The 25879-nt window shown below is 41.8% G+C and carries 24 protein-coding genes; 13 read left to right on the forward strand and 11 right to left on the reverse strand.

Annotated features, from left to right (window positions below):
- The first annotated feature begins 49 nt into the window (after positions 1 to 49).
- The 5 genes from ACQY4U_RS16645 to ACQY4U_RS16665 all read left to right on the forward strand — a co-directional run bounded on the left by ACQY4U_RS16645 (position 50) and on the right by ACQY4U_RS16665 (position 5113).
- Positions 50 to 763: a LytR/AlgR family response regulator transcription factor gene (locus ACQY4U_RS16645; protein ID WP_428330576.1), complete on the forward strand. Its 714-nt coding sequence runs from the start codon at positions 50 to 52 to the stop codon at positions 761 to 763.
- Between the two features lie 259 nt (positions 764 to 1022).
- A complete protein-coding gene (locus ACQY4U_RS16650; protein WP_428330577.1) occupies positions 1023 to 1466 on the forward strand; it encodes a hypothetical protein in 444 nt (147 codons plus the stop codon).
- A gap of 40 nt (positions 1467 to 1506) precedes the next feature.
- Positions 1507 to 3186, forward strand: coding sequence for a sensor histidine kinase (locus ACQY4U_RS16655; RefSeq protein WP_428330578.1), 1680 nt, complete (start codon positions 1507 to 1509; stop codon positions 3184 to 3186).
- 278 nt (positions 3187 to 3464) lie between these two features.
- Positions 3465 to 4193, forward strand: coding sequence for a hypothetical protein (locus tag ACQY4U_RS16660; protein ID WP_428330579.1), 729 nt, complete (start codon positions 3465 to 3467; stop codon positions 4191 to 4193).
- A gap of 566 nt (positions 4194 to 4759) precedes the next feature.
- Entirely contained in the window at positions 4760 to 5113 is a 354-nt protein-coding gene (locus ACQY4U_RS16665; protein WP_428330580.1) for a hypothetical protein, read from the forward strand.
- 143 nt (positions 5114 to 5256) lie between these two features.
- Here the strand turns inward: ACQY4U_RS16665 and ACQY4U_RS16670 are convergent, their stop codons facing one another.
- Positions 5257 to 5712 (reverse strand): hypothetical protein, encoded by a 456-nt coding sequence (locus ACQY4U_RS16670; RefSeq protein WP_428330581.1) that lies wholly within the window; start codon positions 5710 to 5712, stop codon positions 5257 to 5259.
- The gene (locus tag ACQY4U_RS16675) at positions 5690 to 6121 is read right to left on the reverse strand and encodes a hypothetical protein (RefSeq protein ID WP_428330582.1); all 432 of its coding nucleotides are present in this window, start codon (positions 6119 to 6121) and stop codon (positions 5690 to 5692) included. The genes ACQY4U_RS16670 and ACQY4U_RS16675 overlap by 23 nt, the downstream gene beginning before the upstream one ends.
- Positions 6122 to 6448: 327 nt before the next feature.
- Here ACQY4U_RS16675 and ACQY4U_RS16680 point away from each other — a divergent pair, with 327 nt between their 5' ends.
- The gene (locus tag ACQY4U_RS16680) at positions 6449 to 6946 is read left to right on the forward strand and encodes a hypothetical protein (RefSeq protein WP_428330583.1); all 498 of its coding nucleotides are present in this window, start codon (positions 6449 to 6451) and stop codon (positions 6944 to 6946) included.
- Between the two features lie 123 nt (positions 6947 to 7069).
- Here the strand turns inward: ACQY4U_RS16680 and ACQY4U_RS16685 are convergent, their stop codons facing one another.
- The 3 genes from ACQY4U_RS16685 to ACQY4U_RS16695 all read right to left on the reverse strand — a co-directional run bounded on the left by ACQY4U_RS16685 (position 7070) and on the right by ACQY4U_RS16695 (position 8885).
- On the reverse strand, positions 7070 to 7411 hold the full coding sequence (locus tag ACQY4U_RS16685) for a darcynin family protein (RefSeq protein WP_428330584.1): 342 nt from the start codon (positions 7409 to 7411) through the stop codon (positions 7070 to 7072).
- Between the two features lie 72 nt (positions 7412 to 7483).
- On the reverse strand, positions 7484 to 8053 hold the full coding sequence (locus ACQY4U_RS16690) for a Crp/Fnr family transcriptional regulator (protein ID WP_428330585.1): 570 nt from the start codon (positions 8051 to 8053) through the stop codon (positions 7484 to 7486).
- 232 nt (positions 8054 to 8285) lie between these two features.
- The gene (locus ACQY4U_RS16695; RefSeq protein ID WP_428330586.1) at positions 8286 to 8885 is read right to left on the reverse strand and encodes a hypothetical protein; all 600 of its coding nucleotides are present in this window, start codon (positions 8883 to 8885) and stop codon (positions 8286 to 8288) included.
- Between the two features lie 541 nt (positions 8886 to 9426).
- Here ACQY4U_RS16695 and ACQY4U_RS16700 point away from each other — a divergent pair.
- The 5 genes from ACQY4U_RS16700 to ACQY4U_RS16720 all read left to right on the forward strand — a co-directional run bounded on the left by ACQY4U_RS16700 (position 9427) and on the right by ACQY4U_RS16720 (position 16276).
- A complete protein-coding gene (locus tag ACQY4U_RS16700; RefSeq protein ID WP_428330587.1) occupies positions 9427 to 11385 on the forward strand; it encodes a PAS domain-containing sensor histidine kinase in 1959 nt (652 codons plus the stop codon).
- A 179-nt stretch (positions 11386 to 11564) separates the two neighbouring features.
- Complete coding sequence (locus ACQY4U_RS16705; protein ID WP_428330588.1) at positions 11565 to 12914, forward strand: Gfo/Idh/MocA family protein; 1350 nt, start codon at positions 11565 to 11567, stop codon at positions 12912 to 12914.
- Positions 12915 to 13219: 305 nt separating this feature from the next.
- On the forward strand, positions 13220 to 14077 hold the full coding sequence (locus ACQY4U_RS16710; protein ID WP_428330589.1) for a sigma-70 family RNA polymerase sigma factor: 858 nt from the start codon (positions 13220 to 13222) through the stop codon (positions 14075 to 14077).
- Positions 14078 to 14727: 650 nt separating this feature from the next.
- Complete coding sequence (locus tag ACQY4U_RS16715; RefSeq protein ID WP_428330590.1) at positions 14728 to 15507, forward strand: ABC transporter ATP-binding protein; 780 nt, start codon at positions 14728 to 14730, stop codon at positions 15505 to 15507.
- Between the two features lie 13 nt (positions 15508 to 15520).
- On the forward strand, positions 15521 to 16276 hold the full coding sequence (locus tag ACQY4U_RS16720) for an ABC transporter permease (RefSeq protein ID WP_428330591.1): 756 nt from the start codon (positions 15521 to 15523) through the stop codon (positions 16274 to 16276).
- 14 nt (positions 16277 to 16290) lie between these two features.
- Here ACQY4U_RS16720 and ACQY4U_RS16725 read toward each other — a convergent pair whose 3' ends face one another.
- Positions 16291 to 16617: a hypothetical protein gene (locus ACQY4U_RS16725; RefSeq protein WP_428330592.1), complete on the reverse strand. Its 327-nt coding sequence runs from the start codon at positions 16615 to 16617 to the stop codon at positions 16291 to 16293.
- Between the two features lie 193 nt (positions 16618 to 16810).
- Here ACQY4U_RS16725 and ACQY4U_RS16730 point away from each other — a divergent pair, with 193 nt between their 5' ends.
- Both ACQY4U_RS16730 and ACQY4U_RS16735 read left to right on the forward strand, forming a co-directional pair.
- Positions 16811 to 17032, forward strand: a complete 222-nt coding sequence (locus tag ACQY4U_RS16730; protein WP_428330593.1) for a hypothetical protein — start codon at positions 16811 to 16813, stop codon at positions 17030 to 17032.
- Between the two features lie 71 nt (positions 17033 to 17103).
- Positions 17104 to 17406 (forward strand): nucleotidyltransferase family protein, encoded by a 303-nt coding sequence (locus tag ACQY4U_RS16735; protein ID WP_428330594.1) that lies wholly within the window; start codon positions 17104 to 17106, stop codon positions 17404 to 17406.
- A gap of 18 nt (positions 17407 to 17424) precedes the next feature.
- On the opposite strand, the gene dnaE is transcribed toward ACQY4U_RS16735, so the two are convergent.
- The 5 genes from dnaE to fmt all read right to left on the reverse strand — a co-directional run bounded on the left by dnaE (position 17425) and on the right by fmt (position 25815).
- The gene (dnaE, locus tag ACQY4U_RS16740) at positions 17425 to 20370 is read right to left on the reverse strand and encodes a DNA polymerase III subunit alpha (protein ID WP_428330595.1); all 2946 of its coding nucleotides are present in this window, start codon (positions 20368 to 20370) and stop codon (positions 17425 to 17427) included.
- A complete protein-coding gene (dinB, locus tag ACQY4U_RS16745; RefSeq protein ID WP_428330596.1) occupies positions 20357 to 21562 on the reverse strand; it encodes a DNA polymerase IV in 1206 nt (401 codons plus the stop codon). The genes dnaE and dinB overlap by 14 nt, the downstream gene beginning before the upstream one ends.
- Positions 21563 to 22220: 658 nt before the next feature.
- The gene (locus ACQY4U_RS16750; RefSeq protein WP_428330597.1) at positions 22221 to 23159 is read right to left on the reverse strand and encodes a D-2-hydroxyacid dehydrogenase family protein; all 939 of its coding nucleotides are present in this window, start codon (positions 23157 to 23159) and stop codon (positions 22221 to 22223) included.
- Positions 23160 to 23281: 122 nt separating this feature from the next.
- A complete protein-coding gene (locus ACQY4U_RS16755) occupies positions 23282 to 24682 on the reverse strand; it encodes a serine hydrolase domain-containing protein (protein WP_428330598.1) in 1401 nt (466 codons plus the stop codon).
- A gap of 215 nt (positions 24683 to 24897) precedes the next feature.
- Positions 24898 to 25815, reverse strand: coding sequence for a methionyl-tRNA formyltransferase (gene fmt / locus ACQY4U_RS16760; RefSeq protein ID WP_428330599.1), 918 nt, complete (start codon positions 25813 to 25815; stop codon positions 24898 to 24900).
- Positions 25816 to 25879: the final 64 nt, after the last annotated feature.

Genomic DNA, 25879 nt, shown 5'->3' on the forward strand with positions numbered 1-25879 from the left:
GAGGTGTGGCGCAGTTGCAACGGATAACGATCCATTGTATCTTAGCGCAATGGAAAAAGCGCTTAACTGCCTGGTCATTGATGATGATCCTGAAGTAAATGCCTACGTATGCGAAATGGTTGGCCAAACCCCTTTTTTACACCTGGCGGGCTGTTATGACAATGCGCCGGCAGCGTTAAAAAAACTGGAAACCGGTGGTATTGATTTATTGGTGCTTGACATTAATTTGCCCGGCATTGACGGGGTAACCTTCGCCGGAACCCTTAAAGACTTGCCTGTACGGATAGCGCCGCGGGTGATCCTGATCAGCGGATCACGCGAATACGCCGTGGCCGGTTATAAAGTAGATGCTGTAGATTATTTGGTAAAGCCTTTTTCCTATGAAGATTTTTACCGTGCCGCAGCGAAGGTGCGGTCGCTCACCCTTACGCCAGCCAGGCCCACAACGGATGATTTTTTATTTCTGAAGGTAGAACATGACCTGATAAGGGTCAATATCCATGATATCAGTTACCTGGAAAGCTTTAAAGACTATGTAAAAGTATTCACCGGCGATAAGATGATCATTGCCTTATCAACCCTGAAAGCAATGGAGGAGCGCCTTGCCGGATACCGGTTTATGCGTGTACACCGTTCTTTTATTGTAAACCTTGACAAGATCGAGCATATTCAACACCTTACCATCAGGTTCGGTAAAACCATTATCCCGGTTACCGAACAATACCGCGATGCCTTTAAGGCTGAGTTTCGTGAGTGGCTTTAACGCACTGTAGTTGATGTTCGTCCGCTGGTAAAGCGGTATGTTGTTTTCTTCCTCATGAAAAATTTAATGAACATTTATACAAGCAGCAGGTATCATAATTCATGCAGTCAGCTAAATTATATCCATACTGCGGCTATCTAAATCATGTCATCAAACGGCTCAACACACAAATTCGTCGGATGAGGTTTAGTTTTCGTCGATGCGGTTTGTCAATTTTTTTCTACTGACGTTCATTTGAATAAAATTTAGATAAACGACCATGAAAAAAATACTAATGATTGCCCTGATGCTTGGTTTAGGAACCGCCACCCGGGCTGCTGAAAAAAATGATTCTACCAAACGTGATACTGTTAAAATCAATAACCAGGTACGGAAGTTAAATGAAAAGCTGACCGACCTGCAAGCGGAGTTGACCAAGGTTCAGAACCGATTGCCGGATGAGCAGACTGCTGCCGAAGAAGCCGCCAGCAGTTCAAGTAAGGCGCAGGAAAAAAGCCGCAGCCAGGCTGCCTCTGCAGTAGGTGGTGACTCAGGCGATGCCAAAAAGGCAGCTAAAGCAGCAAAGAAAGCCGCCAATGAAACCGGTAATGCCGAAGACGCAAATGATAAAGTAAAAAAAGATCAGAAAAAGATCAAGGATCTGAATAAGGAGATTGATAAGACCAAAGAAAAAATCTCCAAACTGCAACAAAGTGATGTTTAAAAATTTATGCAGCCTTTGATAGTTTAATGTAAATTAGCGTATGGCTACAAAGGCAGGCAATTTTTCGCGTATTATTAACCGTGTTTTTATTATTTTCCTGTTGTTTACTTTTTTGGTAACAACAGGATCTTTTATTTTAAGGCATTCCATCACCGTTAAACTGGATAAACTTAGCGCGCAATTAAAAACGCCATCTTACCGCCAGGGTATCAGTGCCTTGCTGGTAGATCTGGACGTTGCTGAAAATAGCTTTCAGAAAGCAGCAGCGGATGGCAGCCCGGCTGATCTGGCCATCTATCAGCGGAGGCTGGATACGATCTTTCGCGGTATGAATACCATTATTGATCGTTACCGGCAGGGGGGCGATACCTCGCTTCCCGAAAGCCGTAAGCAACTGGAACAAAAGCTGCAGCATAAGCTTGACCTGTCGCGACAATTATTTAGCCTCCGGAAAAACTTCGATTCATTACTCCGGGTCACTACTTTTGATCGTATCCACAACTTAACAAGCCTCACAACCAGGGCTTCCTTAGCGGTACGTACGGATACCGTTGTAACTACTAAAAAAGAAACGACCAAAAACAGTTTGCTGCGCAGGTTAAAGGATGCCTTACACGCCACACAATCTGTAAAAATACTTACCGTACGCCAGCAACAGCGCGAAAAGGCAGGAATTTCTGATGCGGCTGCGAAAAGTTTGCTGGCTCAGCTTGGCTCCCAATATGGCCGGATGGCCTTATCAGGCCAGGCCCTGGTAGCCGCCAATCTTAACCTGTTAACACAGTTGCGGCAACTAACGCGGCAGTTGCAGGATATTGATCAGCTTGCTTATGAACGCAGCCGGGAAGCCACTTTAAAAGCCTATGCCTCGGCAACCCGCGATCTTAATACCTTTACCGGTATTGCTTTGGTAGCCGTATTGGTTTTTATTGTTTTATTAGTGATATATGTACGCCGGGCCGGCTGGGCTGAAAGACGTATCCGGGTTGAAAACGACCGCGCCATCCGGCTGGCTGGTCAAAAGTCAGAGATACTTGCCATCATGAGCCACGAGATCCGCAATAAATTAATGGCAATTAACGGTGCTGTATATACGATGAAAAGGACGCCGTTATCTGAGCAGCAGGAAAAAAAACTGGGAACTATCACCCTGGCTTCGGGCCTGGTATTGGAAACCATCAACAATGTTTTGGATGCCAGTAAATTAGAACAAGGCTATGCCGAAGGCCGTAAAAGCGGGCCCTTTAAGCCCGGCGAGGCAATCAGGGAATCGATAGAGGCCATGCGCTTTATGGCCGAAAATAAAAACCTGCAACTGGAAGTAACATTAAATGAACAGGCCGATGTGGTGGTTGAAGGCGATAGTTTCCGGCTCAAGCAAGTATTGCTTAATTTACTGAGCAACGCCATAAAATATACAGACAGCGGAGGCGTTTTTGTAAAAGGCGAACTTGTGGCGGGTAACACAGGCTATCAGTTAACTGTAAAGGTAAGCGATACCGGTTCGGGTATTCCGAAAAACAGGCAGGGGCAATTGTTTACACCTTATTACCAGGCGGGCGGTCAAAAACCGGGAACAGGTTTGGGGTTATATTTATGCCGCGAACTGATTAACCGCCAGGGTGGTGAGATCACGCTGGAAAGCGACGAAGGTAAGGGAACAATCATATCCTTTCAGGTACCCTATGATCGGTCGTCGTCTGGCCAAATAGATGCCTGAAATCTTTCAAATAATAAACACTAACAACCCTGCAATGCCTGTCCGTCCGTTTCAAATACCGGACGTAAACGGACGGACGGACAAAAGCCTCATTACTTACTCTGCTCCCGCGAGTTTAGCCCAGCGTAAACTCGTGGTTTCCTCTTTTATCTACCCACGTTTAAGAGATAGGCGCTTTATTGGGCGGTGAGATGCTACAGGTGTATTACCTGAACACATTAGTAACGCCAGGCCTAATAGCTTTATAATTGCTACCTTAGTAGTAACCTTAAATACTTATGTATCCTTACAATCCAAAACAAAAGAAAATTAGAGGATGGAAACGCAGAATAAAACAACTTGAGCGATGGGGTGAAAGCATTAAACAGCCATACCTAAAATACTTCTTAACTGAAAGTGGGAGGCATACATATGAACGCTGTTATCTTTCACCTTTCTATAGATTAGACAAACGTCAGCCTCCTCTCTGGTTCTACAAACTTATTGTGGCTAAATTCATACTTGCTTTTAACAAATGGGAGCAAACGTTTAAGGAGTTAAATATACCACATGATCTCCAATTATGGCTTTATGATCCTGCCTATATTAGTTCTGAAATTATTTGTCATAAGATGAAGCAGCCTGGTGAATTTAAGCGTTTCAGTTGTGAGTCGGATATTGAAAGGCAATTCCCTTTTGAGTGGTTTGCCAATGCTAAGTATGATCTTACTCTTTTTGATTGGATACTTGCAGATGATGAGCTTGTTCACTTTGAGAGCGACTTAGAGTATGCTGATTTTTCTGGACAAGACTTATTTGCCGATGGGTATGCTAAGATGGTTCAAGAGGATGGAACAGCCTATTACAATAAACGCATAGGTGACATATGGATAGGCAGAAGAAGAGGTTTAATGAATGAAGATAGCAAGAATGTTATGCAAGAGTATTATCCTGCTACCGCGAGTTTACCGCAGCGTAACTCGCGGGAGCAGCGGCAAATAAAGGGAGAAAAAACAGTACATTTATAATTAATAAACCTTAAAGTAATTGTAACAAAAAAACAAAACATTTGGTTATGATTACCTGGTTGCCAATCAGGGGGGATGGCCATAAAGATTTTTGTAGCAGATGACTCTGGTTTGATAGACGTATGACAGACCGCTATTCATTAAACTCCAATTATGTGTTTGGATATTATCCAACAAGTAGGGATGGTTGCGGATATGGTTCAAAAGATTTAATGTCAAGCAAAGGTAGTGTAAGAGTTTCGACAAGGAACGACTTCAATAGTCACTATGGGCCGAAGGGATATACAGAATACACTTTGAGCATAACTTCCGGACAACTATCTTCTTTACAGAGTTACTTATCAAATAATACTTCAAATCCAGGTAATTATAATTTATTTCTGATGAATTGTATAAGCGTGATAATAAGCGGACTCGAAAACGCAGGGGTGCCATTAAGAATACCTTTAGGCGATTCTATCTCACCTTCTTTAACATCGCCAGCGGTGTTCGGGTCGGAACTCTCGCATCCGGTCTATATACCTGGGTTGGTAACAGGAATGCAACATTATGGAGGAAATTAAACAATGCAACAAATTAATAAAATATTGATCTTAATTCTATTACTGGCCGCTTGTAAGCAAAGTGATAATGACATCGTAAAGTTGCTGCAAAGTAAGAATCTTGAAGATAGAATTAACGGAGCTTACCAAGCTGGTAAATCAGGCAAAAAGGAGTTTATTCCATATTTACTTGAGAATGCCAACGACCCTGCTACGTCTACAAGTTTACATTTCAAAGGTTTTAGTGTCTATCAAGAAAAGATGAATGCGTTAAAAGACATCCTAAAAATTGAGCCGCCATCGAAAATTACAAGGGATCCTGATTCTACGATAATTAGGTTTTATACAAAGCCCGCATCTAAGTACCTTAAACAATAACATTAGTAGCCCGGCCACACCAGCCGGGCTTTTTTGTCTTTTAGGGTTGTCGGCATAGTTGTATATACAACTTCACCGCTCCCGCGAGTTTAGCGTAACGTAACTCGTGGTAATGGCGCATATGCTATATATTATGGCTTGCTTCATAATTGATCATTAAAATTAGCTATTTCAACAGTATCTGCCTTTGGCAACTTCACTTTATATAACCATATCGCTGCTACGGTAACTATAGAATAACCTATTAATTCGGGCAATAGATCAGGAAGATAATTGATGTTGAGTAATTGATTAGTAAGGATCAGCAGAAAAGGTACTATGGACAGAACGACACCGATTAGTGTAAGCAGCAGTTTAAGTTTTACTATGTTGCTGTTAGGTTTCGCCAATACCCAGGTAGCCAATGCAAACAACAGGTAGGAAGGAAAGCAACCCACTAAGCTTACAGGTATGTCATACTTTGCCGTTGCAAATATTTCTGGCCACTGGTTTAATGAAGGATGGTTATCCATACAGATCTTAATAAGCATGGAAAAACGCATCCCGAGGATTGCAGTTGTAAGCCATACATTTACGCTAAATGACAGGGCTTGCTTCATCTTTAATGATTAACGTATTGGCTTTAAATGGTTTGTTTAACCATATACTAAGTATCATAAAAGGTAAGTATATAGCCCCTGCTTGATATCCAGGATAAGCTATTATTATAAGAGGTAGGGAATTTACTGCTATCAATATAAAAGCAACTAAACTCAATAATAATTTCTGCTTCCAGGTTGGAACAATTCCTTTACTAACTGGCTCTAAAAGCAAACTAAATAAAACCCAGGCAGGAATAAACAATAGACTAATAAAACCAAGAACAATTAAGCCGAAGAATGGATCAAGCCACTCTTTAACATGATTCGGCTTGCTAAGTGCATAATAAATAACTGATAGCATGCTAATTACAGCAATTGCAGTAGTTGCCAACCACGCCTTTAAACTATATATAAATGCTTGCTTCATATAATTTCCATAGATGAGGTTTAGCTTCTGCTAATATATAAAACTCATAATTATAAATTTGAGTTTTCAATATTCTACAAACACGCATCCCGCGAGTTTAGCGCAGCGTAACTCGGGAGGCCGGCGAGCGCCGAAGCTCTCTACTATTTGGATTTAAACGATATACGCTTGAACAGGCTTTGGGCCAAATAAAGGGATAAAAACAGTACATTTATATTTAATAACCTTAAAGTAATTGTAACAAAAAAACAAAACCTTTGGTTATGATTACCTGGTTGTTAATGGGGAGAGATTGAATGAAATGGTAGCACCCATCAATTAAATAATATGGACACGCCTTTTTACCTGGAGCTATTTCAAAATGCGGCCAATCAGATTGATAAGAACGTATTAGCTGGGAAACAACTGGAAGTTGCGACTGGATTATACGGAGATTCTGTTTTCTTGAAATTATATAAGAAATCCTGGGCAGGCCCATCTGCTGACCCGCTAACTGCGAAAACCAGAATTTTCTTTTCAATCTGGATCAGTGATTCAGATATAGCGCAACAAAAATTATTTTACAATATACACGCCTTTAAATTGAGGCTTTTGAAAGGGTATAAAATAGAAAGCAGAAAATTTGCAGACAGTTTTAGAGTTAGCTTTTTGGAGTTTGAACGGCAATGGCCTAATGTAAATGTGCATTACGGGCCTTTAACATTAATGCAGGGATGGATAGCATATGATCCGGATAAAATGCAGGAGGAGATCATTAAGCTTTCAAATAATTTTCTTGAATTAGAACCGCTTATCGATCAAACACTTGCTAAATTTAAAGCTTGACAAGCATAGTATGGTCTTATGCTCCAACCGGCAGAATTATCTTAATATTGGCAGAAAGCATTGAGCAGGCTAAAACCTAAAATTTAACTTTAGCCTGCCTAATTTTTAAATATGCTAACCAACTTAACTTTTTACTATATTCCCAATAGATAAAGAGCCTCTGAAGTTATTATTTACGCCAACAATAAGATCTTTAATTTCAAAGTAAGGCACTGCAAAGGTTTTAGATTCTCTTAAATAACCAATCATGTAACCGTACTCCTTTAAGTCGTTAGTTTCAATAATTAAAAAGTCTGAAACGGCAGGATGCGTAAAATCTGAATCATAAAGCTTTACATTGCATGATGAGCTGTATTTTTTTAAAATGGGCTGTAGTTCTTTTTCAACAAACTCATCCCTTTCGGCGCGTGGTAATGATAGCCATTGGTTTGTTGCATTTACTAAAATCAGAATTGTATATTCCATGTGTTTATATGTTAAACACAAAAATACCCACCATCTTTTTTTAAAACATTTACATATGTTGAGGGCGCCAAATTAAATTTCAGCTCTTATGCGTGAAAGCTGAGTGGGGGTAATAGCTAAGTACGAAGCTATCTGATGCTGTTTTAAACGGTTAACTATAGTATTGTTAGTATTAATAAATTCAAGATAACGTTGTTTTGCTGTTTGTTGCTTCAATATAATTTCATCAGGCTCCTTATCAATTACCCAGTTTTTCTCAAGGTATTTGATATAAAGCAACGCTATATCATGATGGCTATAAACAAGTTCCATAAAATCATTAAAATTGAACTGGATAACATGAGTTTCTTCTAACGCTTGTATAGTAAATAAGCTGGTAGTTTTTGTAATTAATGCCGAAGTAGCTGCGGTAAAACTATTTTCAGCAAAAAATCTTTTAATTATTTTGTTTCCATCCCTGTCAGTATAAAAATAAGAAAGTAAACCACTTTTAATGAACGAAAAATATTTAGGGATTTCACCGGTCCTTAAGTAAGTTTGGTCTTTTGCAATCAGTTTTTCGCGGGCAAGGCCGGCTAATAATGTTTTTGATGTATCTGATAGCGAATAATATTTATCTGCAACTGCCCATAAACTTTTCATCTGTCAAAATTATAACTATTATAAAAACCTGGTTAAATTGTGGTAAAATAGTGCGATTTTTCCCGCTCACGCGAGTTTAGCCCAGCGTAAATTTTACAGGGCAAGTGTCCGTCCGTCCGTTTATGTCCGGTACCTGGAAACGGACGGACACTACAATAATCAGTATTCAGCGTAAGGGATAGCAGTGAATACTTGCCTAAGGCAAGTTATACTAATCAGGGAGGCGATGGAGCTATTTACATTTGCCTCTTTTCATTATCCCCTCATTAGGGAATTTTTTAAGATAGGCACTATATCCTCCTAAAACTTTGTCGGGCTGGCTGGTTGTTACTAAAAAAACACAAGCTTCATAATTTTGAATATCTAATCTTATTTGCATTTTATAATCTGCGGCATCTAAGTTATAATCTGCGGCAAAATAATCTCCTCCATCTTTATCTGAATTATTATAAAACGACTCCTCAGAGCTTGATAATTGAGCAACGCCCTCAAATATTTTGTCATCATACTTATGTTGTTTATCATGAAGCAGCAACTTAAATTCAAGTTTTTCGGGTATTTTTAATTTTGCATTCTTACTTATTTCCTTAATACTTAAATTCTGGCATAGGGTATCATTAGAAAAAAAATAATTTATACCTAATAAAGCATCGTCATACTTTTTTGTTTTGGTCGAATCATTACCAAGACTCTCGTTCGCGGGCGTTTGAGTTGGGGTTATTATCTTAGCAATTGAATCCGTTTCTTTTTTTGATGTATCCCTTTTTACATTACTACAGGAGAATAGTACGGAAAGCACAATTAAGATAAATAGTTGATTTCTTTTTTTCATTTTTATTCTCATTTCATTCTAACACCTTTACGTACTGCTCTCATTGATGGCAAAGAATATGAAGGAACAAATCCCTCTTCCGCGAGATTAAAGCAGCGTAACACGTGGTAATAACACCAGGCTAAGTGGACGGGATTCGAACCCGTACCCTCATATTCGTTCAATTCCATTGTATTTAAACCTAAATGTCATACAAATCTAAATTACCCTTTAAAATTAACCAATTTCAAACTTTTTGAAGATTATTGCTCACGCGAGTTTAGCCCAGCGTAACTTTTTGTACGACAAGTGTCCGTCCGTCCGTTTATGTCCGGTACCTGGAAACGGACGGACAAAACAATAATCAGTTCTCAGCGTAAGGGATAGCAGTGGATACCGGCCTGTGTGTAAGGCCAGCAGGCGTATAAACGGATAGCCCGGCCAGCAGGGATACGCCCAAGCCTGCTTACATTAAAATAGGCCTAAAAAAATTAGCTGCATCCAAACTTTTTAAGATTTACTAAGTTGTATAATCTTTTTATCTTGCCCCGAATTTTCTGCCATGAATAAAACAGTACCATTATTAAGTAATGAACAGTTATTAGATGTGTTGTCTTTATCGGAAGATGCCACCGCCATTCATGTTTCTGAGCGCGCCGTAATACAATATGCCAATGATGCCATGATTGCGTTTTGGGGCAAGGGCCGCAGTGTAATTGGCAAGCCGCTTGATGAGGCCCTGCCCGAGTTAAAGGGCCAGCCCTTTATTGAATTATTTGCCCGCGTGTGGAACGAGGGCATTACCATTAAAGGTACCGATACCCCTGCCGACCTTAAGGTTGATGGCATACTGCAAACATTTTATTTTGATTATGAGTACCGTGCCATTAAAAACGAAGCCGGAGAAACCTACTGTATACTGCATATAGCACGCGATGTTACGGAGCGGGTACTATCAAAAGAGCGCGAGCAGGATTTGACAGAGGAACTGCGGGCAGCAAACGAAGAGCTTTTATCGGCCAATGAGGAGATGAAAGCATCAAACGAGGAGCTGAGCGAATCGCGCCATAAACTGCTGGAACTTTATGATAATCTATCCGAAAGCAATACCAGGTTCCGCAATATGGTTAAGCAGGCCCCGGTAGGTATCTGTATCATCAGGAGCGAGGATCTGCTTATCCAGAGCGTTAATGATGCCTACCTTGAATTAGTGGGTAAAAAACGCAGCGAGTTTGAGGATCGTACCATCTGGCAGGCCGTATCGGAAGCTGCCGAGGCTTATGCCCCAATAATGAACAAGGTGATTAGTACAGGCATTCCTTTTGTTGCCAGGGAGCACGAATTAGAAATGATACGCAATGGTAAGCCCGAAACCGTTTTTGTAGATTTTGTTTATGAGCCGATGCGCAATGCCGGTGTCATAAACGCTATAATGATATTAGGGTTTGAAGTATCAGACAAGGTTATGGCAAGGCGGCGGATTGAGGAGGTTGAGGAAAGGGTAAGGCTTGCCGTTGAAGCTGCCGAAATTGGCACCTTTGACCTTGACCTGGTAAATAAAACCATGTTAACCTCCGATAGGTTTAACACCATTTTTGGTTTCGACCATAGTGTATCGTGGGATGCCTTTGCCGGTACTATTCACCCTGATGATAAAGATAGCCGCGAAGCTGCGCACGCTGATGCAATGAATAACGGTAAGCTGTTTTATGAAGCCAGGGTAATACATGCTGATGAATCCATACACTGGATAAGGGTACAGGGAAGTGTTTACTTTGATAAAGCGAATAAACCACTAAGGATATTGGGTACCCTGCTTGATATTACCGAATTTAAACGTTTGGAGCAGCAAAAGGATGATTTTATAAGTATTGCCAGCCATGAGCTTAAAACACCTATTACCACCCTCAAGGCCTCACTGCAATTGCTTGAAAAAGTAAAAAGCGAGCCAAGCTCACAGTTAATACCAAAGCTGATTGATCAATCAATAAAAAGTGTTAAAAAAATAAGTACCCTGGTGGAGGACTTGCTGAACGTGAGCCGCACCCGCGATGCCCGGCTTAAGCTTACCAAAACAACGTTCAATATTGCCGGCCTGTTAAATGCCTGCTGTAACCATATCCGGATAGCCGGAAAATATACCTTAACTGTTCAGGGCGATGAAGAGCTTTTGATTTATGCCGATGAACATGCTATTGACCAGGTAGTGGTAAATTTAGTGAACAACGCAGTTAAGTACGCACCTGATTCGCTCGAGATATTCCTGATCATCGAGAACCTGGGAAACATGGTGAAGCTTTCGGTAAAAGATCATGGCCCAGGTATAGAGCCCGAAAAAATCCCTCACCTGTTCGACAGGTATTACCAGGCCCAGCCTTCGGGTTTTAATAATTCGGGTTTGGGCTTAGGCTTATACATAAGTGCCGAAATTATCAGGAAGCATGGCGGCGAAATTGGGGTCGACAGTACCTTAGGTAAGGGAAGCACCTTTTGGTTCACACTGCCGTTGATGCATAGTTAAACAGGGGAGTGATCTGTGATTTATTGCAGTTCACATCCTGGCTCAAAAGTATAGTACCCAATCGCAGTTTATCAAACGTTTGCGTAACAATAGTTGCCTGTTAGTTGCATTTTTAAGCAATAGTATTCATAAATTCATCAGCAGATGATAAACCATGAATACAAAATAAACAGCAACTTATGGAAAGAAGAGAATTTATCAAGAATGGCGCAATAGCGGCAGCCGGGTTAACCATTTTACCATCGGGTAGTCTTTTTGCAAAAGCAAACGGAAAAGTAAGGTTGGGCTACATAGGCGTGGGCGCCCGTGGCATGAGCCATATATCTGAAGGTGTTTTGCGTGATGATGTGGAGGTTGTAGCCATTTGCGATACGCAGGAAAGATCATTAAAAATATGCCGCGAATACATTGCTAAAAAGGGCCGACCTGCTGCTGCCGAATATACCGGCGGCACCGATGCTTATAAAAAACTGCTTGAACGTAAGGATATTGATGCCGTAATAATTGCTACCCCATGGCAGTTTCATTACCCGCAGGCTATTGATGCCATGAATGCCGGTAAATATGTAGGCTGCGAAGTTATAGCAGGCCTTACCGTAGCTGAACACTGGGATATTGTACACACATCTGAAAAAACCGGCATCCCCTACATGACGCTTGAAAATGTTTGCTACCGCCGCGATGTAATGGCCGCATTAAATATGGCCAGGCAAGGCCTTTTTGGCGAACTGATCCATTTAGAGGGCGGTTATCAGCACAACCTGCGCAATGTTTTATTTAACGATGGTAAGCATTATTATGGCGGCGGTGTTGAGTTTGGGCCCAATGCCCTGAGCGAAGCACAATGGCGCACCCAGTTTAATATTGACCATGACGGTGATCTGTACCCTACGCATGGTGCCGGGCCTTGCATGCAGTATATTGATATTAACAGGGGCAACAGGTTTACCAGCTTATCATCATTCAGCTCAAAAGCACGTGGCCTTGCCGCTTATGTAGAAGAGTTGTCGCCAGGTAATAAAAATGCAAAGATCAACTATAAAAATGGCGATGTTGTTACTACCATGCTCAACTGCGCCAATGGCGAAACCGTATTGCTGAGCCATGACACGCACTTGCCTCGCCCATACTCGTTAGGGTTTAGGGTACAGGGTACTAAAGGTTTGTGGATGGATGTAAACCAGAGTATTTATATCGACCATCAATCTAAGGAAGACGACAGCTGGGATCCTGCACAGCAATGGTTTGATAAGTACGACCACCCGCTTTGGAAAAAGTATGCCGATAAAGCAGTAGGAGCGGGCCATGGCGGTATGGACTGGTTTGTATTTAACGCCTTTGTTGAATCGGTTAAGCAAAAGCGGCAAACACCCATTGATGTGTATGATTCTGTTACCATGAGCGTTATATCATCCCTATCCGAAAAATCGTTAAAAGAAGGCAATGCCCCGCAGGAATTTCCTGATTTTACAAAAGGGAAATGGAAGGAACGTAAAAATAAGTTCGCATTGGATGACAGTGGGTTTTAACGCTTTGGTAATATTAAATTAAGGTATCTGAAAATTGGGTAATATAAAGGCTGCTTTTTCGTTTTTTAATAAAAATATGCATATTAGCATTTATTTACATCCAAACAACAATTGTTTCGTTATCTTTGCACATCATAAAAGCAGGAAATATCGACTACTCTCATACTCGTTGTTTAATTACAAAGCTTTCTTTATATTAACAAATTACTGATACTGATCTGTTGACCGGCATTAGTGAGCAGTTAGTTTATTTATTTTTTTTCTGATGCACCAAGTGAAATTGGTTATTAAAAAATTCGTTAACGATGAGACAACTTAAAATATCCCAATCAATTACCAATCGCGAGTCACAATCGCTTGAGAAATATTTACATGAAATTGGTAAGGTAGATTTAATAACCGCGCAGGAAGAAGTTATTCTTGCACAAAAAATACGTGAAGGTGATCAGGCCGCTTTGGAGCGTTTAACCAAAACCAATTTGCGTTTTGTGGTATCTGTTGCAAAACAATATCAAAACCAGGGCCTTACTTTAGGCGATTTAATAAACGAAGGAAACTTAGGTTTAATAAAAGCTGCTAAACGTTTTGATGAAACCAAGGGATTTAAGTTTATTTCATACGCTGTTTGGTGGATCCGCCAGTCAATTTTATCGGCTGTTGCTGAACAATCAAGGGTGGTACGTTTACCGTTAAACCAAATAGGTTCATTAAGCAAAATTCATAAATCAGCTTCAAAACTGGAGCAGCAGTTTGAGCGCCAGCCAACACCTGAAGAGTTGGCTGAAGATTTGGAAACTACAGTTGATAAAATATCAGATTCGTTATCAAACTCAGGTCGTCAGATCTCTGTTGATGCACCTTTTGTTGCCGGCGAAGAAAATACACTGCTTGATGTTTTACAAAGCTCAGATGCAGGTACCGATAACGACCTGATGATAGATTCATTATCTCAGGAGATCAAACGTTCATTAAATATCCTTGCCGAACGCGACAGGGAAGTTATTGTATTGTTTTTTGGCTTGGGCAGCAACGCCGCTCATTCTTTAGAAGAGATTGGCGAAAAGTTTAACCTTACCCGCGAACGCGTTCGCCAGATAAAGGATAAAGCATTAACCCGCTTAAGGCATAATTCAAAAGCAAGCTTATTGCAATCGTATTTGTAAGCGCAGGTTTTTAACCTGAATAAAATATTTAAAGCGGGCTCTTAAAAAAGAGCCTGCTTTTTTTATGCCTTATCGAGGGGATAAATTTCACTGATAATCAATGAATTGTAAACAAAGTTAATAATAGCTAAATTCTAATTCAATTCTAATATCATTGTGTCAAAATAACACTTATATTTGTGGCTTCATATGGTGGGCTCTCTTGCCCACCCATTGTGATAAGGTTTAGGTTGAGGCCTCCAAACAGCGAGTGTAAGGAGGCCTTATTTTTTAAACAAAATCACAGGTAAACAAATCACCATATATTAATTTAACCTGATGTTATGCATGTAATTCGAAGCATAGCGGGTAAAGGCCTCTGCGCTCATCCTTTGAGTACCTCAGGATGACAGCCATGCTTAAACCAAGCACAACTGGTTCAGTCTTAGCTTTTAACCGGGATTGTTAAGGTGAGGTACTCGAACCAAAGCGGGTAAAGGCCTTTGCGCCCACTTTTAAAGTACCACAATAACAAAGCATTACAAGACTACAAAATCCAAAATTCAAATTATTTAAGGTAATGTGTAACTAACAATGGTTAGCTAAATCAAATATGTATTAAATTACGCCGGGTATTTTAACCTGAACAGCAATAAACAATCAACCTCCAGATGGATAAACAAGAGGCTAATATTTTAAATGTAGAAGGATTAAATGTTAGTTATGGTAAATTCCATGCCGTACAAAACGTTTCGTTCAATGTAAAAAAGGGTGAGATATTTGGTTTGCTCGGGCCAAACGGAGCGGGTAAAACCAGTACACTGAGTGCTATTGAAGGCCTGTTAAAGCCACAATCGGGCGTTATTATGGTTGACGGTAATAACGCAGCCGAAAAACCTTTGCATGCGCGTGCCTCCTTAGGGGTGCAGCTGCAATCAACCAGCTTTCAGCCCGAGCTGCATGTGATCGAGATCTTAAAACTCTACGCAGGTATTTATGGGGTATCAGTAAACAATGATTCGCTTAAGGCGCTTTTAAGGGATATAGGTTTGGAGGACTCGGCAGCGAAAAAATTTGGGCAGCTTTCGGGTGGTCAGCAGCAGCGGGTATCCTTGGTTATTGCCACCATCCATAACCCAAGGCTGGTTTTGTTAGATGAGCCTACAACCGGTCTCGACCCGCAATCGCGCAGGCAGTTATGGGAGCGTATTGAAGCCATCCGCGAGCGGGGCCACGCCGTTTTACTCACCACACACTCTATGGAAGAAGCCGAATCTGTCTGCGACCGTATTGCCATTATTGATCACGGTAAAGTTATAGCCATTGATACCCCGCAGGCCATGATTGATACACACAGCGACGATCCGGAAGTTATAGCCGTATCGCGCAGGGGTAAAATAACACTCGAAGATGTATTTATAGCACTAACCGGTAAAGCCGTACGTGCCTGATAAAATTAAATAAATGGAAACAATTATACCTAAAACGTCTACCGCCCTCGCAACACTTTTACGAGCAGACTTTACCACGCAATGGCGCAACCGCCGTGCGGTGATCCTTACGCTGATAGTCCCGGTAATTATCCTGGTATCATGGAAAGGTTTGATCCCTATTTTTGGCGGGCCATTTGCACTTTCAAACAGTATAACCATTGGCCTGGTAGCATCAGGGTTAATGGGCTATTCAAATTCCATAGCACGGGATCGTGATAAGGGGATATTTCAGCGTTTAAGGGTAGCGCCTGTGCCCTCATGGGCAATAATGGGTAGCCGGCTGCTGGTTCAATTAGCCATGATACTGATGGTGGTAACCGCGGTTTTTATTGTGGGTAACCAATATGATAAAATCACTTTAACACCTGCCGGTTATGTTTTAAGCTACTTTACCGCCATTTTAGGCGGCATGGTTTACCTTAGTCTTGGCCAGATGATTGTAGGCCGGATACAAAACCCCGAAACTGTAAACTCAACCAGCAGGCTTATTTACTTTGTGTTTATTATGGTGGGTATGTTTAGTGAATTAAGCCTTGATAAAATTGGGAAGCAGATTCATGATATTGTGATCTGGTCGCCGTATGGAACGGTTAAAACAATGCTTGCAGCAAGCATGGAGCCCGCAAAGTGGAACAATGATACCACCATGGCGCTTTTAGCTACAGTTTTATACACCATTGTATTTAGCACACTGGGCATTAAATGGTTTAAATGGAATACTAAATAGGGGTAATGGGGTTATTAGTGGATGCTTCTTAACAGGTATTTTTCTAACTGTGGGATAAACTCATCCACCCCGTATGATCCGCTGGCTTCTTCGCGGCCGGCTTTACGAAACTTGAAAAGAATATTGCCGCTTTTAACGCACTCCATCTGAAATTCAAGATCTTCAACACTCCATAATATATAAAGTCCTTCGGTTGAGGTAGGTTCAAAACGCCTTGCTTTTTCAATGTTAATATCGGCCATATAATTCAGTAGTTTTTCGGCATTAAGCAGGGTAATCACATCCGGAATTGGGTGCTCCATATCTACTTTATTTAAAACTGCTTCAATATCAGGATGCATAGTAAGGGGTAATAGATGTTAACTCTCGCTTTTATACGAATGAGGCACTTATTAGTTGCGTTAAAATGGCATGTTTTTGTAATAAAAATAAGGCTTTAAAAAAGTGAAGAATTTATGCTTTTGGCGAATTAAAAAATTCAAAATAATCCTACCTTTACAGCGCTGATCAACATTTTTGTTTGGCGCTATTACCATGAGAAAAATCAGTATATTTCTTTTTATAGTTGGCGTAATTACCACCATAGCTTTAATTATCTATTTTAAAACTGTAGTTAACCCGGTTGACTCTGACTCAATGACTATTGATGGCAGCGGAAACATGATTGCTAAATGGCCTTTGTTTATCGGCATTATCCTGACCTTTGTTGGCGGCGTATTTTTTTATGCCAGCATTGACGAAGAGAATAAAGCTTAATTAAGCTTTATTTACGGTCGGTCATCATTCAGCTCATCATATAAGCACAAATTATTTGTTATTTTTGGTTGATGGAATCAAACATGCAAAGTGATGCTATACTACAAAAACTTGTTGCTAATAAACAGCAATTGGCTTTTTATGGTGTAAATAAAATTGGATTATTTGGTTCATACCTGCGTAACGAAGCTACAGAAAGCAGTGATATTGATCTGCTTGTAGATATTCAAAAGGAAAAAAAAACTTTCAATAATTTTCTTTCATTAAATTATTATCTCGAAGAACTTTTTGGCCGTAAGGTTGAATTGGTAACCATCCAATCCCTTAGCCCCCATATTGGTCCTCATATTTTGAAAACTGCTGTTTATGCGTAATATAACCAGCTCATTCCCCTACCAATAAACCGGGCTGGTTTTTATTGATAGTTTATAAAACCGCAGTACTTCAATACTTGGGAAACCAAAATCCTGGATCACCTTGCCCTGTATCAGGTAACAGCCTTTTCCTTTAAATGGGTAAGCCGGTGTATTATCCGGAAAATGAGTGGTATCAAAAAAATTGCCTTCGGCATCTAAAAACGTTCCGAACCACATCAGCTTATTGTTTTTGGTATGTACCGTTTTTTCGCACACATAATTACCTACTATTTTAATAATGCTGCCTACATACTGCAACAGGTTATTGGTCATTACATCACCGCGGTAATTGGTTTTTAACAGGCCGAACATACTCAGGGTTAATGGGTAGCCTAACAGCTCAAGCTCATGATAAGCATCCTCTAAACGGGTATTTGCCAGGTCGGGCAGCTGAAAGGCTTTGGCAGGCAGGTTAAACAGATCTTTAGCTGGTTTGGGAGCAGGTTTACTGCCGAGGTAATTATGCACTTCCCAAAGTAGTTCCTTTTTACTGCTGCCGGTAAAACGCAGGGCGCCTACCCTTATCAGGTTAGTACATTGCTCCAGGCCTATGCCTGTACGCTTAATAAAATCTTCCAGGTTAAGGAAGGGGCCGTTCATAGTCCGTTCCTGCGGGATGCCTTCTAAGTATTTATTTTCCAGCCCCTGTATGCCTATCAGCCCTAAAAAAGCATCGGTGCCGCTTATACTTACTTTGGCTGTGCTGCGGTTAACGCAGGGCAAATGAACTGTTGCCCCCGTTTTTTGCAGCTCATGCACGTAAAGCCAGCGCGAGTAAAAGCCTCCGTAATTGTTCAGCACGGCCACCATAAACTCCATAGGGTAATAGGTTTTAAGGAAAAGGCTCTGGTAGCTCTCTACCGCAAAACTGGCCGAATGTGCCTTTGAAAAGCTGTACCCCGCAAAGCTGGATACCTGTCGCCATACCTCGGCTATAATATCATCGGGCCTGCCAAGGGCCTTTGCGCCTTCAAAAAACTTATCAACTAATTTGTCAAACTCTACTTTTGAACGATATTTCCCACTCATGCCCCTGCGTAATATATCGGCATCGGCGCCGTCCATCCCTGCAAAATGGATACAGATCTTTATCACATCTTCCTGGTACACCATTACCCCATAGGTTTCCTGTAGCTGTTCTTTCATTACCGGATGCAGGTAAACAACGCTCTCAGGATTATGAAAGCTGCGAATGTATGCCTGCATCATACCAGATTGTGCCACGCCCGGCCTGATGATAGAGCTTGCAGCTACCAGCGTAAGGTAATCCCCGCATTGCAGCTTACGCAGCAGTTGGCGCATAGCCGGCGATTCAATGTAAAAGCAGCCAATACTATCGCTGGTTTTTAGCTGGGTATTAATTATTTCATCATTTTTAAACCGTTTAAAATCATGTACATCAACTTTTACCTGCCGGTTATCGGCAATTAACTGGGCGGCTTCTTTAATGTGCCCTATTCCCCGCTGGCTCAGGATGTCGAATTTTTCAAAGCCGATAGTTTCGGCCTCGTACATATCCCATTGCACGGTAGGCATACCTTTGGGCGGCATATCGAGCGCCGTAAAATAGGTTATTGGTTCTTCCGAGATCAGTACCCCACCTGCGTGGATAGAACGCTGGTTAGGCATATCTTTCATATATCCGTACAGCGCCTGTATCTTTTTATAGGTGGCATTGTTAAGTACCCGCGCATCTTTAGTTCGATCGGTAAAGCTTTCAATTTCTGCGGCCGGCAACCCCATCACCTTACCAATTTCGCGGATAACGGATCTGTCCTTGAAGGTACTCATGGTGCCTAACAGGGCGGTATAATCCTTGCCATAGCGCTTAAAAATATAATTTTGTACATGCTCCCGTTCGTCCCAGCTGTAATCAATATCAAAATCAGGCGGCGAGGTACGCTGTTTGTTCAGGAAACGTTCAAAATACAGATCGAGTGCTAAAGGGTCAACATCGGTAATACGCAGGCAGTAAGCTACCGTACTGTTGGCACCCGATCCCCGGCCCACATGATAAAAGCCTTTACTCATGGAGTACTTGATAATATCATGGGTAATTAAAAAATAAGGTGCAAACCCCTGATCGCGGATCACTATCAGCTCTTCCTCAATCTTTTTTTTAGCTTTCTCATCATCGGCACCAAAACGGTACAGCATGCCTTCCATTGTTAACTCGCGCAGCAGCTCAATATCGCGCTGTATGCTGCCGGTAAAGCTTTTTTTATTCCGCGATTTTTCTTTTAACACAGTTATTGAACAATCCTTCATCAGCTTTTCGGTATTGCTGATGATAAAGGGGTACAGCTCAAAATTAGCCCGCAGCTTGCCGGCGGGTAAAAACATTTCATCGGGCCGGCACTTGTATTTATCGGCTACTTTGGTGAGCAGGGTGCTCAGGTCAATTGCCCGCAGGTATTGGTGCAGGCGGTACTCAATTTTATCGCCAACAGTTACCGGGCTAAGCGCAATAAGCTTTTCCCTGATGCCTGCCAGCGGCTTGCCAAATATAAAGTTGAGCTGATCGTGCCGGATGCCGATGTACTCGTTCTCTTTCAGGCTGATAAGTGTATTGCCCGTAAACGGATAGATAACATACGCATTGGCAAAATGCCAGGGCTTATCGGGCAGTAGCTCATCATTTACGTTATGGAAGGTTAAAAAATCATTCAGTTCCTTAAAGCCTTCACGGTCACGGGCAATACCAATGTATAAAAGCTGCTTATCCCGCCGGAACTCCATACCTGCAATAGGCTGTATCCCCTCACTTTCGGCAATGCGGATAAACTCCATTATGCCTGATGAATTATTAATATCCGTAAGCGCCAGCTGCTCCGCACCGCAGGCTTTAGCATTGTCAACCAGTGTTTTAATATCCATAGTGCCATAGCGCAGGCTAAATTGCGAATGGCTATTCAGGTACATCGGTTTTGTTTTGGGGTTTACATTCAGGCTGAGGCCGGGGCTTAGGGTTGGGTTTAAGGGATGATGCCAGAACTACCGCCTTTTTACCAAACCGGTTGCGGATATTATCCATTGATTGATAAAGGCTATACTGCTCCTGCACGGCGTTGTAAAGATCTATCTGCTCAAAGCCACCCACTAAATGCGAAAAGCGTATACCCACCAGCCGCAGCAGCATGCGGCGGTCGTACGCCTTATTAAACAGGGCCGTTGCCTTTTGGAGAAGGAAAAAATCGAGCGAGGTATAGGCTATTTTCTCCTGCCGGGTAACGGTTTCAAAATTGGCATACCTAATGGTTACGGTGATACAGGCCGTTAGCTTTTGTTGTTTGCGCAGCTCGTAAGCCAGTTCGGTAATCATGGTGGCAAGCAGGGCCTTTATACGCTCAATATCTATTGTTTCGGTTAAAAAATCGCGCTGATCGCTGATAGATTTATTTTCACGGTAGGGCACTACCGGCGCATTATCAATACCATTGCCTTTTTGCCAAAGTGTAATACCACTTTGCCCCATCACCCTGAACATCATTTCGGCAGGGATCTGTATCAGGGTGTATATTTTACGTACCCCCATTTCACTAAGTTTAAGGTAGGTATCATGGCCTATGCCAGGTATTTTTTTGATGGATAGCGGGTTTAAAAACTCCTGTACCTGCGGTAGCATTATCTGCCCTTCGCCATTGGGTTTACTCTCGTTGGTTACTATTTTGCTTACCGTTTTATTTACCGATAAACCAAAGGAAAGGGGCAGCCCAGTTTCGCTGATCACTTTTTGGCGCAGCTCGTGGGCAAATTTCATGGTACCGAAATATTTGTCCATCCCGGTCATGTCTATATAATGCTCGTCAATGGCGGCCTTTTCAACCACGGGCGATAACTCCCTGATAATTTCAGTAACCGTATGCGAGTATTTGCTGTACTCGTCCATATTGCCTTTAACAATATGCAGCTGCGGGCACATTTGCATAGCCACACGGGTGGGCATACCACTGTTGATACCTAACTTTTTTGCCTCATAGCTAACCGAGGTAAGCACACCACGGTCGGCATTACCGCCAACAGCAATGGGCTTGTTTTTAAGGGTACTATCCTTTAAAACCTCAACGGCTGCAAAAAAGCAATCCATATCTGTATGAATGATCTGCCTGTCCATTACATCAGCTAAACAATAGGTTAAAAATACAATTCATCATTAATTGCAACAAATATAATGCTAAAAATATTAGCAATTTATAATTGTTGATAAATGGAATTTGATGGGGAATGAGAAAAGAAAAGGCCCTTTATAAAAGCTTGCAGAAGGGGGCGGAGGGCGCCTTGAGGCACTTGAAGGGCGAGCGCAGAGGCCTTCGCCCGCTATGGTTCGAGTGCCTCACCATGACATCCCGGTTAGTGCTTTTTAAAATAAGACTGTCACCCTGAGGTACTCGAAGGGCGAGCGCAGAGGCCTTCGCCCGCTATGGTTCGAGTGCCTCACCATGACATCCCGGTTAGTGCTTTTTAAAATAAGGCTGTCACCCTGAGGCACTCGAAGGGTAAGCGCAGAAGCCCTTACCCGCTATGGTTCGAGTGCCTCACCATGACACCCGGTTAGTGCTTTTTAAAATAAGGCTGTCACCCTGAGGCACTCGAAGGGTAAGCGCAGAAGCCCTTACCCGCTATGGTTCGAGTGCCTCACCATGACACCCGGTTAGTGCTTTTTAAAATAAGGCTGTCACCCTGAGGCACTCGAAGGGTGAGCGCAGAGGCCTTTACCCGCTATGGTTCGCGGACACTCTGTTATAGATCTAAGCAAATGAGCGTATTACAGGTTATTTATCCAGCCATTCACCAATAGCCTTTACTGTATCGCCATAAAATAACTTGTAGGTATTTTCGGTAACGTAACCTATGTGCGGGGTGGCCAACAGGTTATCTAATTTTCTGAATGGATGATCGGCAGCCATTGGCTCTACATCATAAACATCAATTGCAGCCCCCTTAATTTTATTTTGCTGCAAAACGGCTATTAAGCCGGCCTCATCAACCAGCGGGCCGCGCGATGTATTGATCAGGTAGGCGGTAGGCTTCATTAATTCAAGATCCTGCTGCTTTATTATCCCTCTTGACCTGTCGCTTAAAACCAGGTGAATGGTCACAAAGTCGGCTTCCTTTAGTAAGGTTTGTTTGCTTACTAATTTGGCACCGCCTTCTTCGGCTTTTTCTTCGGTAAGGTTTTCGCTCCAGGCAATCACATTCATCTCAAATACGCGGGCATATTCGGCAATTTTTTTGCCGATGTTACCAAGCCCAATAATGCCAATGGTTTTTCCTTTAAGATCCGTCGCGATAGTGGTTTGCCAGCCTCCCGATTTGATGTTTGCATTTTCTATAGGGATATTTCTTGCGGCTGCCATTAACAGCGCCCAGGTAAATTCAGGGGCACCGCTCCATAAATAGCCGGTGGGTTTTAGGGTGATGTTAAACTCCTCCAATGCTTTTACGTCGATTGATGCATTGCGCATCCCGGTAGATACAACCAATTGCAAGTTTGGTAGCTGCGAAATGATCTGCTTGGTAAGCGGTGTGCGTTCGCGCATTACGCAAACTACTTGAAACGGAAGTAAGCGTTTAACTATTGCGGCCTCATCGGCCAAATGATCATTAAATATGGTTAAATCTATACGGTCTTGTATTGCCGACCAGTCTGCCATGGTGAGTGCTACACCCTGGTAATCGTCAAGTACGGCAACTTTTATTTGGTTACTCATTATTAAATAGGATTAAACCTGTGGTATTTAAAGCCCCCGGCAGGTTTTTATATAGTAAGTTTATAAAATTCAAATATAGAAGTTATCTCCCTTTAGTATAAATAAATAACGGGGCTACTGCATTACTTTACACTTAACTTGTTGTTGAACGAAGGCAGGATATATTTACGGATCAATTCGTCGGATGGGGATTGCGAGTTGTAATTACCACCGGTTACTACGGTAACCATATCAAGGCTTTTCCAAATATATATTTTTTGGCCGCCATTACCTTGTGCACCCGCACCATAATACCTTACCTTATCAGCATCAAGGTATTTTAACCACCATAAATAACCATAATTAACGCCCTGTACAACCGAATGTTTAGTCAGTGACTCCGTAACCCAGCTTTCCGGTACTAATTGCTTTCCGTTCCACTTACCATTATCTAAATACAGCAAGCCAAATTTTGCCATATTACGCGGACTTAGGTATAGCTGGCAAAAATCATCAGCATTTACTTTATTGGGCTTAAAGTTCCATTTGTAGGTTTTTATGCCCATTGGCTTAAACAAATTCTGGTTGGCAAATTGCGGTAAAGGCATTTGTGTAGCTTTTTCAATGATGCGGCCCAGCGTTATTGGGTTCCCTGAATTATACATGCCTTTACCACCGGGGGTATCAATCATCGGCAGATCTAAAGTATATTTTACCCAATCTTCGGCGTTACCCATATTGACTTCATTTCCTATTGATTTTGGATTTGCTGCATCATAGTCAAAACCACTTTGATTGGTCAGCATGTTTTCAATAGTTAGGCGGCTTTTAGCAGCCGACATATTGCTGATATTATATTCGGGGAAATAAGAAAGTACTTTTTCATTTTTACTTTTAATATACCCCTTTTCAATAGCAATGCCGGTTAGGGCAGATATAAAGCTTTTTGAAGCCGACCGTAATTCCTGCAAACTATCCCTGGTATACTCATAAAAATATTCTTCAAATACCAGTTTGCCACCTTTTATAATTAAAACGCTGTGTACGTTAGGGTACTTTCCAGCTGCAATATTGTGCACCATCAGGTTTAATAATGCGGTATCTAAGCCAGCCTTTTCGGCATCGCCGGTTTGCAGGCCGTCGTGCAGGTTTTCAGGTGTCGAAATGCCTTTGTAGGCCCCCAGCCTTGGGTACCACATGGTTCTAGGGAACAAAATATTTTTGGTGAGTAATTTAAAGGTATCCTTACCGGTAATATAAGCTACCACCTTGTTTGATCTGTTCCTGATAAATTCTATCTTATTCTTAAACATATCAAGAAACAGATCTTTATCCTGATAAGTTAGCCGATACTGGCTTTTGTTAATAATGGCAAACAAGGCTGTATCGGCAGGGGATGCTGCTATTTTTAGCGTGATATGATTTTTGTATTCGTAAAGGCCCTCGTATTGTTTTAGCTGGTTATAGCTTAATCCGGGCTTATGTTGCGAGAAGCCAAGGGTTGCTGTGCTTAATAAAATTAAAAACAGGCAGATATTTTTCATAGCAGTTTTAATTACTGGTTTCGGTTTAGTTTCTTACTTGTTATATCCATTTTCAATAAAATGCGTACTCAGTTAGGTACTAATACTAATGTTGTAAGTGGTTTATTGCCAGTAAATTTATTGAATTTTATGGAGAGCGATATTAAACCTACGAAGTTTTTAGTACCCCGTAAGTTTATATAATAAGCAAAATTAAAGATGCGGTAAGGTAAATATTACAGCTTGTTGCCGCGCAAAAACTCTTTAATATCCATTTGTTTTTTACCTTCTAACTGCACTTCGGTTACGCTAACAAAACCATCCGCAGCTGCAAATTTTAAATAGTTTTTATTGTCGGTTAAAAACTCGCCGGGTTTTATATCGGGCTGCGCCAATTCATATTCGGCTTTGTAAAGCTTTAATATTTTATCATTAAGCACGGTATAGGCAGTAGGCACGGGGCTTAACCCGCGGATTTTGTTATAAATGCTTTCGGCTGGCTTGCTCCAGTCAATCAGGCAATCTTCTTTAAATATTTTAGGGGCATGCTTAAGTTCAACACCTGCTAACAGGGCCGATTGCGGATGCTCGTTATAGCGGCCGCTTTCAACACCTTTTACGGTTTTTACCAATAGCCCGGCGCCTTTATACATCAGTCGGTCGTGCAGTTCCCCGGCAGTTTCATGGCCGGTAAGGGTTACTTTTTCGGTAAATAAAATATCGCCGGTATCAATTTCATGTTTCAAAAAAAAGGTAGTAACGCCGCTTTCTTTTTCGCCATTCATCAATACCCAGTTAATAGGGGCAGCGCCGCGGTACTGGGGCAATAAGGAGGCATGCAGATTAATGGTGCCACGGGTGGGCATGCTCCAAACCACTTCGGGCAGCATCCTGAAGGCTACTACCACCTGCAGATCGGCATTGAGGGCCTTTAATGCATCAATAAATGCAGGGTCTTTTAGTTTTTCGGGTTGTAATACTTTAAGGCCGTGGGCTACCGCATATTGTTTAACTGCCGATTCATTGAGCTTTTGGCCGCGCCCGGCGGGTTTATCCGGGGCAGTAACAACGGCTACAATATCGCAGCCCGCCGTAATCAGGGCGTCTAATGATGCTACAGCAAACTGGGGGGTACCCATAAATATTGTTTTCATAAGTAGAAATTCTCGCTTTGTGTTTTAAAGGCCTGGTAGTTGTTTGTAATGTAAAATGTAATTC

The organism is Mucilaginibacter sp., from assembly GCF_965277465.1.
Taxonomy (GTDB): Bacteria; Bacteroidota; Bacteroidia; order Sphingobacteriales; family Sphingobacteriaceae; genus Mucilaginibacter.

Bases quoted from the DNA above. Each gene is read 5' to 3' on its own strand.
- ACQY4U_RS16645 (WP_428330576.1), top strand. From the start codon at position 50: ATGGAAAAAGCGCTTAACTGCCTGGTCATTGATGATGATCCTGAAGTA.
- ACQY4U_RS16690 (WP_428330585.1), bottom strand. From the start codon at position 8,053: ATGAAAAGTTTATGGGCAGTTGCAGATAAATATTATTCGCTATCAGAT.
- ACQY4U_RS16750 (WP_428330597.1), bottom strand. From the start codon at position 23,159: ATGAGTAACCAAATAAAAGTTGCCGTACTTGACGATTACCAGGGTGTA.
- ACQY4U_RS16695 (WP_428330586.1), bottom strand. From the start codon at position 8,885: ATGAAAAAAAGAAATCAACTATTTATCTTAATTGTGCTTTCCGTACTA.
- ACQY4U_RS16655 (WP_428330578.1), top strand. From the start codon at position 1,507: ATGGCTACAAAGGCAGGCAATTTTTCGCGTATTATTAACCGTGTTTTT.
- ACQY4U_RS16755 (WP_428330598.1), bottom strand. From the start codon at position 24,682: ATGAAAAATATCTGCCTGTTTTTAATTTTATTAAGCACAGCAACCCTT.
- ACQY4U_RS16705 (WP_428330588.1), top strand. From the start codon at position 11,565: ATGGAAAGAAGAGAATTTATCAAGAATGGCGCAATAGCGGCAGCCGGG.
- ACQY4U_RS16725 (WP_428330592.1), bottom strand. From the start codon at position 16,617: ATGCATCCTGATATTGAAGCAGTTTTAAATAAAGTAGATATGGAGCAC.
- ACQY4U_RS16665 (WP_428330580.1), top strand. From the start codon at position 4,760: ATGCAACAAATTAATAAAATATTGATCTTAATTCTATTACTGGCCGCT.
- ACQY4U_RS16710 (WP_428330589.1), top strand. From the start codon at position 13,220: ATGAGACAACTTAAAATATCCCAATCAATTACCAATCGCGAGTCACAA.
- ACQY4U_RS16650 (WP_428330577.1), top strand. From the start codon at position 1,023: ATGAAAAAAATACTAATGATTGCCCTGATGCTTGGTTTAGGAACCGCC.
- dnaE (WP_428330595.1), bottom strand. From the start codon at position 20,370: ATGTACCTGAATAGCCATTCGCAATTTAGCCTGCGCTATGGCACTATG.
- ACQY4U_RS16670 (WP_428330581.1), bottom strand. From the start codon at position 5,712: ATGAAGCAAGCCCTGTCATTTAGCGTAAATGTATGGCTTACAACTGCA.
- fmt (WP_428330599.1), bottom strand. From the start codon at position 25,815: ATGAAAACAATATTTATGGGTACCCCCCAGTTTGCTGTAGCATCATTA.
- ACQY4U_RS16720 (WP_428330591.1), top strand. From the start codon at position 15,521: ATGGAAACAATTATACCTAAAACGTCTACCGCCCTCGCAACACTTTTA.
- ACQY4U_RS16675 (WP_428330582.1), bottom strand. From the start codon at position 6,121: ATGAAGCAAGCATTTATATATAGTTTAAAGGCGTGGTTGGCAACTACT.
- ACQY4U_RS16730 (WP_428330593.1), top strand. From the start codon at position 16,811: ATGAGAAAAATCAGTATATTTCTTTTTATAGTTGGCGTAATTACCACC.
- ACQY4U_RS16735 (WP_428330594.1), top strand. From the start codon at position 17,104: ATGGAATCAAACATGCAAAGTGATGCTATACTACAAAAACTTGTTGCT.
- dinB (WP_428330596.1), bottom strand. From the start codon at position 21,562: ATGGACAGGCAGATCATTCATACAGATATGGATTGCTTTTTTGCAGCC.
- ACQY4U_RS16680 (WP_428330583.1), top strand. From the start codon at position 6,449: ATGGACACGCCTTTTTACCTGGAGCTATTTCAAAATGCGGCCAATCAG.
- ACQY4U_RS16715 (WP_428330590.1), top strand. From the start codon at position 14,728: ATGGATAAACAAGAGGCTAATATTTTAAATGTAGAAGGATTAAATGTT.
- ACQY4U_RS16660 (WP_428330579.1), top strand. From the start codon at position 3,465: ATGTATCCTTACAATCCAAAACAAAAGAAAATTAGAGGATGGAAACGC.
- ACQY4U_RS16685 (WP_428330584.1), bottom strand. From the start codon at position 7,411: ATGGAATATACAATTCTGATTTTAGTAAATGCAACAAACCAATGGCTA.
- ACQY4U_RS16700 (WP_428330587.1), top strand. From the start codon at position 9,427: ATGAATAAAACAGTACCATTATTAAGTAATGAACAGTTATTAGATGTG.